Genomic DNA, 9,546 nt, shown 5'->3' with positions numbered 1-9,546 from the left:
CAGTTGTTCGTCTCGAAACCTTCCATGAGGCGATCGGATGAAGGGCATAATTCAAAGCCTGATTGCCGAGTTTCTGCCGCGATGGTGGCGCCGAAAATCTCGCGCCCCGGCACCGAGGCAAGCGCCGGTTCGTGCGTTCTCGCGGCTAAAATCGGACAGTTCCCAAGCGACCGGGGCAGGGGAAGAATCGGATGAAGGTCCAAGATAGCGCAAGCTAGGGCATGCCCGCTCCGCCGGCTGAAACATTCATCCCGATTGCCGTTCGGCAACATCATTTCAGCGGGCGCGAGGCGACACCGAAAATGCCGAAGAAAGTTTTCCCAGTACCCGACGCGCTAGAAACGTGAAACTTTCTCCGGAACATTTCTGTCGCCTGCCGGTTCGAAAGCCGATCGCCCTCCCTCTAGCGATCCAGGGTCCCATCAGGCCCAAGGCCCGTTGCCGCATGCAGGCAGCGGGCCTTCTTCGTCTGGATCGCCGCGTGGCTCCCGAACCGGACGCAAGGGGAACAAGCGGGATATCTTCGGGTTCCTCTGAGATAGCGGGGACTGTCAACCGGGAGGCCGCAATGAGCGAGGCTATGACGACCTCAAATCACGAAGTGATCCGAGCTTGGATCGAGGCGCGCGAGGGCAGGCCTGCCGTCGTCGCCGGGCCGGGGAAGGGCGCGATCCTGCGGGTCGATTTCGGCGCAGGCGACGAAGATCTGAGACCGATCGAATGGGAAGACTTCTTCAAAGTGCTGGACGACGACAATTTGGCGTTCGTCCACCAGGACATGACCGCGGAGGGTACCATCAGCCGCTTCAACAAATTCATCGCGCGCGAGTAGGCCTCCAGGAAAGAGCGGATATCGCGCTCGAACTGTCACTGAACCCCCGGCATCTTGCTGGCATCCTGTGGATTCTTCGTGATGCCGGCGGCCGGCGAGGTATCCTGCGGCGCGTTCCCGCCCTGGTTTTGCTCGGGCGTCCGTTTGACGGGCGCTGTTTGCCAGCCTGTGCCGACATAGACGAAGGCCCAATAACAGAGCACCAGGACCACCGCAGCCAATATCAGTGGCAGAAGCACCCGTCTCATGTCGAACTCCTGGCTGGCTTTGCGTCTGTTGTGGCCGCCGACGGCGAGGTTAGGTCGCCCTTCGGCGCGCCGCTTCCCGCTCGACATCCTCAGCCGAGTAATCGCCGGCAGCCGGATCGAAGGCTGCCCACCCGTCCGCTTCATATTCGCTGCGGCGGTCGGCGATGTTGACCGACGCGGAGCTGTGAAGGACTTCCCGGGCTTCCGAAGCGAGGTCGTCCTCGACGCGAGCCGTCACCAGCGTGCCGCCGCGGCGGACGCCTTCGGCATAGACATGCGCGTCTTCCTCCGGCACGCCGGCATCGGTCAGGCTGCCGATAATGCCGCCGGCCGCGCCGCCCACAATCGCTCCGGCGACGGCGCCCGCGGCTGTCGACGCCAGCCAGCCGGCCGCGACGACCGGCCCGACGCCCGGTATTGCCATGGCGCCCAGACCTGTTGCCAAGCCTCCGGCGCCGCCCACGACCGCGCCGATACCGGCGCCGCTGGCGGCATCCTCGGCGGCCGGCGATTGCGTGTTTCGATACCAGCCGCGGGCATTGTTGGCCATGATGCTGATGTCGGATGACGGGACGCCAATGGATTCCAGCTCGCCTACCGCGTCAGCGGCGCCGTCATAGTCGTCGAACAGCGCGGTGATCGTTTGCATGTCGGTTCTCCTGTCTATTGTTGGCCGGCGAAGACGTTGCCCTGATAATCGAGTGCAACGGAGGTGCCCTTGCCGTCCTTCGTCGCCTGGCCACGCCAGATGCCCTGCTCGTCCTTGGCGAGCGCTGACACGTCCGCATAACCGGCATCCTGGATGCGCTTCTTCGCCTGCGCCTCGGTGAAGCTGTTTGCGCCGGGAACCGGAGCGGGTGGTTTGGGTGTCGATGCCGATTTGACCGCCGGCATGCTCGCGCTGGCGCGGGCGATCTTCTCGATCATGTCCTGATGCATTTTCAGTGTCGGCAGGGTTTCCGCCGCGAAAGACTTGAGCGCGGGATTGTCTCCGTCCTTGGCGTAGGCCTCGAACAGGCCGACCGCGTCCGCATGTGCCTTGCGCTGCATCTCCACGTAAGGCTGATCCAGCGAGGCCGTCGTGCTCTGCAACCGTTCCAGATCGCTCTTATGCTCCGCATCGGATCCCGTCGGTACCTGCAATTTCTGCTCGGCGGCGATCTTCTGCAGTTTGGCGTTCGCCGCGCCGTGGTCGGTGATCATCCGCTTGGCGAAATCCTTGATCTGCTGATCCTTCGCATTGTCTTGCGCGATCTTGCTGGAATCCACTTCGAACATCCCGCCGATGGCGGCCTTGTCGACGAAGGTCTGCGCGTCGTCGGCCGCGAAGGCCGGAAGGGCAAGCATCAACGCGACGGCCGTCGATGGAACGAGCAACATACGCAAGCTCATGGCTGAAGGCTCCTTGCTGTTTGATGGGGCCCGAACCGCTATTCCCGGCCTTTGTTCCGCGACAGACTTGTGGCGTTTCAAAAGGCCAAAATGGAATCCGCCAGCTCTGGCCGGGCGGGTTTCTGATCGATCGACCATGGCGAAGCCCGGTCAGCGGGCAAGAGAGGAGCCGGTGAATTCGTCGACGAGGATCGGCCCCCTTTTTATACAACGGGGACAGGCCTTTGCCTCAATCAAGCGCTCGGAGTCGAGGCGAAACCGGCCTTTGTCTCAGAGCTCTGCTCGCGGGTGGAACGAAAGCCGAATCCGGGAATTACCTACAAGCACTGAAGATTACTTGCAGGAGGAAGAAATGGGACGAGGTATTCTACTCTGGCTGCTCGGCGTTCCGATTCCGATCATCATCCTTTTGATGCTTTTCGCGCGGTAGGAGCGGACAATGACCAATGTCTTTTCCGCGGTCGACGAAGCCGCGATCGAAACATCTTCGTCTGCCGTCAATTGGGGACCTATCGTGGCGGGCGCTTTCGCCGCGGCCACTCTGACGCTCGTCCTCATGCTCGTCGGTTCCGGGCTTGGTCTGACGATGATGTCGCCCTGGGGCAGCGCTTCGCTGACGACATTCGCCGTGTCGACCGCGGTCTGGCTGGTCATAGTGCAATGGCTGTCATCCGCGCTTGGCGGCTATATTGCCGGACGGCTTCGCACCAAGTGGGTCAACGTTCATACCGATGAGGTGTATTTCCGCGATACCGCGCACGGATTCCTGGCCTGGGCGCTTGCCACCTTGCTGGTGGCCACCGTCCTTGGTACGGCGATCTCGGGAATTGTCGGCACAGGCGCCCAGGCGACGACCGGCTTGTTGAGCGGCGCCGCAGCCGGTGCAGCTTCGCAGGCCTCGTCGGCGCAGTCGCCATCCGCCAGTGATTTGGCTGGATATTTCGTCGACGCGTTGTTCCGGCCGGCCGATAACGCAGCCGCTGCGACACCACCGGCCGGCACGCCTCAGAACAATGCCGATGCCGCTGGGCAGGCAACACGCATACTGGCAATCAGCGCTGCGAACGGGGAAATGAGCGCGAATGACAAGGCATATCTCGCCCGCCTGGTGGCATCGCGGACGGGCCTGCCACAGGCCGATGCGCAGAAGCGGGTGGACGAGGTCCTGGCTAGCGTCGAGGATGCCAAGAACAAAGCCAAGGCGGCCGCCGACAAGGCCCGCAAGGCAAGCGCCACCACTGCTCTGGTTGGCGCTTTGTCGCTGGTGATCGGCGCCTTCATCGCGGCCGTTGCGGGAGTGCTTGGCGGCCGGCAAAGGGACGAGGACGAGGCTCGCTTTTTGAGAAGCAGCTGACGGTCATCGCGCCTAGTCCGGATGAGGGCGGCAACCATGTCGCCGACGGCGGTGGTCGTGCTACTGGCCGCCGATGGCCTCAAGCGGGATGGCAGCCGTGAAATTGAGCCCGCTCGGAGCCAGCCGCAAGTCCACCGTCGCTCCGAGCTCGTATGGCAAGGTGCCCTCCAGAACCTCCAAGCCGAAGCCGCGCCGCTCGACGGGTTTGAAATCGTGGGATCCGCTCTCCATCCATTTGAAATGGAGCAGGTCCTCTTCCAGCTGCCATTGGATGTCGATGCGGCCTGCGCGGCTAGACAGTGCTCCGTATTTCAGGGCGTTGGTCGCTAACTCGTGGATGGCCAGCCCTATTGTCTCGGCGGCCTTGGGCGCAAGCGTCACGGGCGGACCGTCGATCGTCAGGTTCTCGCCTTCCCGGCCGCCCGCAGCACGCAATTCTTCCGCCACGATCAATGCCAGACTGATACCGATCGACGGACGGCGTGTGATGGCCGCCTGGACCCGGGCGAAGGCGTTGATGCGGCCTTCCAGATGGGCCGCGGCTTCGTCCAGGGATTCGCTTCTCTCCATCGTGCGCCGCACGATCGAGCGGATGACGGCCAGCGTGTTGCGCACGTGATGCTGCAATTCGGCGAAGCGGGCCCGGTGTTGTTCCTCGCATTCCTTCTGATGCGTGATGTCGTAACCGATGCCCCCGATCTGGGCGACCTTTCCCGCTTCATCGCGCATCGGAAAATCGGCGTTGCGCAGCCAGCGTATCTCATTGTCGGCCGGCCGGCATATACGGTATTCGAAGGTGACGCTTTTGCCGTCGCGAATGCGCTCGATCTGGGCCAGCACATGCTCGCGGTCTTCAGGCAGGACAAGGTCGATCCAGCTGGCGAAGTTGTCGCCAGCCAGGGCCTTTTCACGGCTCATGCCGTAAATGGCGTCGAAAGCCGGGCTCAGATATTCCCACTGCAGCGTCTCGGCGTTGCGAATCCAAAGCACGTCCGAGGCGGCCTCTCCGAAATCCTGCAGGTTCTCCTCGCTTGCGCGCAGCCCGGCTTCGGCACTCGCGTGCTCGTGCAGGGCCGCCTGAACCTCGGCCAGGCTGCGTTCAAGCGGCTCTTTGGGCGGACCGTTTGACATCACTCTTCATTGGCATCGAGATGCCTGCCTTCGCGATCGAGATGCAGATAATTGGGATTGAACAGCGCGACGTCCTGCAATGCCTTAAGGTTGGGAATGGTCAGAGTCCTGTCCTTCAGCACGATGAGGTTCGAGGCGCGCAGCTCCTGCAGTGTGCGATTCACATGAACCGTCGACATGCCCAGCGTCTCGCCCAGTTCCGTCTGCGTCAACGGGAACTCGCAACTGCTGTTGCTCGTGCAGCCCGCGGCCTCCAGCCGGATGAACAGCTCGCATAATAAATGCGCCATGCGCTCCAGTGCATCGCGCTGCCCGAGGTTGACCGTCCACTCGCGCTGTATCGCCGCTGCGACGAGCGATTCCCACCACAGTGCCTGGGTGATGCGCGGATGCCCGATCATCATTTCGTCGAAGGCCGTGCGCGAGATTTCCGACACCACGACCGGCGTGATGGCGCCGATAGAGTGGTCCATTTCCTTCAGGACGAAGACATTCAGATCGCACAGGTCCCCAGGCAGGAAAAATGCGATGATCTGCCTGCGGCCGTCTTCGAGGGTCTTGTAGCGGCAGGCCCAGCCCTCGCTGATCAGATTGATGAATTCGGGCTTCTCGCCCTCGTGGATGATATCCTCGCGCGCGGCGAAACGTCGAACCCGTTGCGCCGCTATTCTGAGCAGCATGTCCTTGTCGGCCTGCGAGAGCCGCGTGAACTTCTCGAGCTTCCGGATCAGAGGCCGCCTCATCCTTATCCTTCTTGTCGGTGATACACAGAACGATCGGGCAACGACCTTACCTATGTTAACGTCCGTTTGCCGCGGACGACTGCGCGCAGGAAGCGCATATGGACGAGAAAGTCGTCGATGCTCGTGCACCGTCCTGGACGCGTATTTTCCTGAGCAGGATATCACAGCCGCGATTTTCGCGCTCGGTTTCACGGCTATTGATCCCGTTGCGGCCAGCCAAGAGGTCAAGATCGCGTCGAAATGGACATGACCGATCTCGACGGCCGGAGCCGCCGATTGACCATGCGTCGTGAGCCAAGCGCTGAGAAGCGGCTGCCGCGCGTGTCCGCCAACGGCTACGATGCAGCCGCGTTCCTCTCGTATTGTCGAGATCGCGGGCTTGACAAGCCCACTGCCGACCGATCCGGCGCGCCACCGTTGGACATGACGCGCCGGCCTTGCGGCCCCTTGACAGATCCTCGCCGGATTAGACCGACATCAAGTCGAAGCTGACGGCGTGTCCGTGCTTGACGGCCGACCGCGCGATCATGTTGCTCAATTGAGGAGACTCTATTGAGCAGTCCGGCATGACAGTCAGGATGGCCCGCGTGGCCGCGGCCACCGACACCGGCGAGCGGTGCGAGGAACGCGTTTCCATATAGTGCTCGATGAGTTCGTTCAGCCGGACAGGATGATATTTGATCACGCCGCACCTCCCTAAGCCGCGCTTATTCTCTTGCAGCCAACGAATGCTCCCGGTCTCGCGGTCGCGCATTAACCCATGAGAGAGAGTCGGGAAAATTCTTTGAAGCTTCGACGGTGCAACGACACGTCTGGAGACGTTGGCGCTTCGATCAATCACACTGGCTTTGCGCGCGCATTCCCTTCGCCTGCGGCTTCAGCCAGACGCATCCGCGCCAGGTCATTCCGGGCTAACGGGAACCGAGCGCCTTGGCTTCGCGCTCAAGCGTCGCGCGGTCATTGCCGTGTTTGCGAATAAGCTCCCGAGCTTCGGGCATCGTCAGCTGGAATTTCCGCGCGAAATACGCGACCTCATATTCCTCATCGCCCGATACGCGGTCGCGGTCGCGGAAATCGCGCTTGTTCTTGTCGTCGGCCATCACCGTTCCTCCTGGTTGAAGAACAACGTCCGCCGGTAAACGTTCCGTCGGCCGCTGCACGGAACATGCGGCTCGGTGCGGTTCGGAAGTCCCCCCTCGCACCCGCCGGCGTACCGAGCGCCTGATCGGAGAAACGGCATGGCCATCGCGGGGAGCCGCCTTTTTGCTGGAACGATCCCGCTGGGCTGCTGGCTCAGATCGGGGCGGGCAAATCTCGGCTCGCCCATGGCGGACCCGCCGGGATGCGTCTGATCTCAGCTCTGGTCGCCAAGCAATATTCTGGCGTCCTCGGCAGCAGCGATGAAAGCCTGGCGTGCGACCCTTGGCGGCTCCTGATTGCGCAACACCGCAAGGCAGGCCTGGATCGCGCGGCGCCGTGTCCTCAAATGAGGCTTGGGCCAATCGTGCAAAAGCACGTCAGCCGCATCCAGCACCGACACGACGACGCGGTCACGGTCGATGCGACCTGGCTGCACCACGACCGGTTTGCGAAAACGTTTGCTGCGATAGCGCATGGCCGCTTTGCCGCTGAAACGGTGATCGGACACGGCATCATCCTTCAATCGGCGTTTGCGACAACAACCTATGTTAAGGCGGCGCGACCGATCGTGGCGCAGACTGCGGCGGCCTTAGTTCCCTCACCGAGGCAGGCCCGGTCTGCGCTCCTGTGTCACCAACGAGGATAAGCAGACCGGGCTTTCAATGGCTCCGCAATGCCTGCGGAAGGCCTTTAGCGATCCCATTCTCCATGGAAAGCGCGCTTCTTCAGTAAACATGGACGCGACCGCTACGTTCCGTCTCGTCGAGCATGGGGGCCGCCGTGAAGCGAGATCGGCTTAACTGTCGCCTCGCAGGGACGGTGGGCGGAACATTTGGCCGCCAACTCGGTTAGCCGGACGACCGACCGCCTCCAACCGGGAAGGAAAAGCCATGCTCGGTATCGATCTGTGGGCCTTCGTCGTGATCGGCGGGCCGATTATTCTCCTGTTTGTGCTCGTTTATGCTCTTTTGACCCGCCGGCATCGAGGACCGGCCGAACGCCGCGAGAGCGATCGTGCAACCGAGCGCCTATACCGCAACCAAGGGGACTGAGGTGAGGCTCACCCACAGTCGCCGGCAACGGAACCAGCCGGTCAGGTTGCTGTTTACATCCCGGATGAAGATTTGAGCTCGGAGCAACGGTCGATGGCCGATGACGAGTTGCCGGGCGTGCTGGCGACGCTGCCTGTGATCGACGCTAAGGCGGAGCCGACGCTGAAGAGCGCGGAGGCGGAAGCTTTCTACACCCACGCGATCCGCGAGCTCGCCGCCACCGACATTCCTTTTCTCGTTGCCGGAACATATGCGGTGAGTGCCTATACCGGCGTCGTGCGCCAGACCAAGGACCTCGATATCTTCTGCAAGGCAGGCGATTGTCCGCGCATCCTCGCCCATTTCAAGGATATCGGCTACGCCGTCGTGATCGAGGACGATCGCTGGCTGGGGAAGGTCTTCGAAGGTCCGCATTTCTTCGACGTGATCTTTGCTTCCGCCAACGGCACCATGCAGGTCGAGGACCAATGGCTGGAGCATGCGCGGCAGGTCGAGCTGCTGGGCAGCCGGGTCAGGATCATCGGACCTACGGAACTTATCTGGTCTAAATGCTTCATCCAGGACAGGGGACGGCACGACGGTGCCGATATCGCCCATACCATCCTCAAGGCACATGAGCAGATCGACTGGCAAAGGCTGCTGTCTTATCTCGACATCCACTGGGAGGTGCTGCTGATGCAGTTGCTGAATTTCCGCTGGATCTATCCCAGCGAACGCGACCGCATTCCCGACTGGTTGCTTGACGATCTGCTCGACCGGCTCGCCAGGCAGCGGCAATTGCCTTCACCGAGGATGAAGATCTGCCGCGGCCGACTGCTGTCGCAGGTCGACTATGAGATTGATGTCAAGGAATGGGGCTTTGCCGGTGTCGGCGGCGTTGGAGAATTTCACGATGGCTGAACAAAGCAGGGCAAGCAAAACGAGCGGAAACGGCAAAATCAAAGTCGCCGCGGTGGGCGATCTGCATGTTCAGGAAGATGCCCAGACCTCCCATCGCGACCTGTTCGGCGAGGTTTCGCGCGAAGCCGACGTCCTGGTGCTTACCGGGGACCTCACCAATCTCGGCAAGCCGAAGGAGGCCGAGCTTTTGGCGGAGGATCTCCGGGCCTGCTCGATTCCCGTGGTCGCGGTGCTCGGCAACCACGACTACGAATCCGGTTGCGCCGAGCAGATAGCGGCGACACTTCGCCAGGCCGGCGTTCACCTCCTCGACGGACAGGCGACAGAACTGATGGAAGTCGGCTTTGTCGGCGTCAAAGGTTTTGTTGGCGGGTTCGGCTCGAGGATGCTCGGGTCCTTCGGTGAGCCGGCAATCAAGGCCATGGTGGCCGAGAGCGTCAGCGAGGCGATGCGGCTGGAAAATGCCATGCGGCAAGTCCGCGCCAAGCGGACACTTGTTGTGCTTCACTACGCCCCGATCGCGGAAACGGTCGCTGGCGAGCCGCCTGAAATCTTCCCGTTCCTCGGCTCTTCCCGGCTGGCCGAAACGATCGACCGGTTCAAGGTGAGCGCCGTCGTGCACGGTCACGCGCATCGAGGCACCTTCGAAGGTCAAACTCCCGGCGGCGCGAAAGTCTACAATGTCGCCATGCACGTCGCGAAGCCGACGGGCCGGCCCTATGCGCTGCTCGAGATCTGAGCCGGCCAGCGACGT

At 62.1% G+C, this 9,546-nt stretch carries 13 protein-coding genes; 5 read left to right on the top strand and 8 right to left on the bottom strand.

Annotated elements, in window-relative coordinates; genetic code table 11:
- Positions 1 to 568: 568 nt before the first annotated feature.
- Complete coding sequence (locus LB535_RS13850) at positions 569 to 832, top strand: hypothetical protein (protein ID WP_140542264.1); 264 nt, start codon at positions 569 to 571, stop codon at positions 830 to 832.
- Positions 833 to 867: 35 nt separating this feature from the next.
- On the opposite strand, the gene LB535_RS13845 is transcribed toward LB535_RS13850, so the two are convergent.
- Genes LB535_RS13845 through LB535_RS13835 form a run of 3 tightly spaced genes read right to left on the bottom strand, consistent with a single transcriptional unit; the run spans position 868 to position 2,472 of the window.
- Positions 868 to 1,080: a hypothetical protein gene (locus tag LB535_RS13845; RefSeq protein ID WP_140696544.1), complete on the bottom strand. Its 213-nt coding sequence runs from the start codon at positions 1,078 to 1,080 to the stop codon at positions 868 to 870.
- A 49-nt stretch (positions 1,081 to 1,129) separates the two neighbouring features.
- Positions 1,130 to 1,729 carry a hypothetical protein gene (locus LB535_RS13840; RefSeq protein WP_224632582.1) on the bottom strand — a complete coding sequence of 200 codons (600 nt, stop codon included), beginning with the start codon at positions 1,727 to 1,729 and terminating at the stop codon, positions 1,130 to 1,132.
- Positions 1,730 to 1,743: 14 nt separating this feature from the next.
- Positions 1,744 to 2,472, bottom strand: coding sequence for a DUF4142 domain-containing protein (locus LB535_RS13835; RefSeq protein ID WP_224544398.1), 729 nt, complete (start codon positions 2,470 to 2,472; stop codon positions 1,744 to 1,746).
- 439 nt (positions 2,473 to 2,911) lie between these two features.
- Here LB535_RS13835 and LB535_RS13830 point away from each other — a divergent pair, with 439 nt between their 5' ends.
- On the top strand, positions 2,912 to 3,826 hold the full coding sequence (locus LB535_RS13830) for a hypothetical protein (RefSeq protein WP_224632581.1): 915 nt from the start codon (positions 2,912 to 2,914) through the stop codon (positions 3,824 to 3,826).
- Positions 3,827 to 3,886: 60 nt separating this feature from the next.
- Here LB535_RS13830 and LB535_RS13825 read toward each other — a convergent pair whose 3' ends face one another.
- From LB535_RS13825 to LB535_RS13805, 5 genes are all read right to left on the bottom strand, one after another.
- The gene (locus LB535_RS13825) at positions 3,887 to 4,957 is read right to left on the bottom strand and encodes a sensor histidine kinase (RefSeq protein ID WP_224632580.1); all 1,071 of its coding nucleotides are present in this window, start codon (positions 4,955 to 4,957) and stop codon (positions 3,887 to 3,889) included.
- The gene (locus tag LB535_RS13820) at positions 4,957 to 5,700 is read right to left on the bottom strand and encodes a Crp/Fnr family transcriptional regulator (protein WP_224629454.1); all 744 of its coding nucleotides are present in this window, start codon (positions 5,698 to 5,700) and stop codon (positions 4,957 to 4,959) included. Before LB535_RS13820 ends, LB535_RS13825 begins: the two co-directional genes overlap by 1 nt.
- 466 nt (positions 5,701 to 6,166) lie before the next feature.
- On the bottom strand, positions 6,167 to 6,385 hold the full coding sequence (locus LB535_RS13815) for a hypothetical protein (RefSeq protein WP_140844354.1): 219 nt from the start codon (positions 6,383 to 6,385) through the stop codon (positions 6,167 to 6,169).
- A 226-nt stretch (positions 6,386 to 6,611) separates the two neighbouring features.
- Positions 6,612 to 6,800 carry a DUF3606 domain-containing protein gene (locus LB535_RS13810; RefSeq protein ID WP_095768840.1) on the bottom strand — a complete coding sequence of 63 codons (189 nt, stop codon included), beginning with the start codon at positions 6,798 to 6,800 and terminating at the stop codon, positions 6,612 to 6,614.
- A gap of 254 nt (positions 6,801 to 7,054) precedes the next feature.
- Positions 7,055 to 7,363, bottom strand: a complete 309-nt coding sequence (locus tag LB535_RS13805) for a DUF982 domain-containing protein (protein WP_224632579.1) — start codon at positions 7,361 to 7,363, stop codon at positions 7,055 to 7,057.
- A 367-nt stretch (positions 7,364 to 7,730) separates the two neighbouring features.
- On the opposite strand from LB535_RS13805, the gene LB535_RS13800 reads away from it, so the two are divergent.
- The 3 genes from LB535_RS13800 (at position 7,731) to LB535_RS13790 (ending at position 9,531) form a co-directional block, all read left to right on the top strand.
- On the top strand, positions 7,731 to 7,892 hold the full coding sequence (locus tag LB535_RS13800; RefSeq protein WP_224632578.1) for a hypothetical protein: 162 nt from the start codon (positions 7,731 to 7,733) through the stop codon (positions 7,890 to 7,892).
- A 93-nt stretch (positions 7,893 to 7,985) separates the two neighbouring features.
- The gene (locus LB535_RS13795; protein WP_095768838.1) at positions 7,986 to 8,792 is read left to right on the top strand and encodes a hypothetical protein; all 807 of its coding nucleotides are present in this window, start codon (positions 7,986 to 7,988) and stop codon (positions 8,790 to 8,792) included.
- Positions 8,785 to 9,531, top strand: coding sequence for a metallophosphoesterase (locus LB535_RS13790; protein ID WP_224632577.1), 747 nt, complete (start codon positions 8,785 to 8,787; stop codon positions 9,529 to 9,531). Before LB535_RS13795 ends, LB535_RS13790 begins: the two co-directional genes overlap by 8 nt.
- The last annotated feature ends 15 nt before the right edge of the window (positions 9,532 to 9,546 follow it).

It is taken from the genome of Mesorhizobium sp. CA10 (assembly GCF_020165285.1).
Lineage (GTDB): Bacteria > Pseudomonadota > Alphaproteobacteria > Rhizobiales > Rhizobiaceae > Mesorhizobium.
This window is presented reverse-complemented; position numbering and strand designations above follow the sequence as displayed.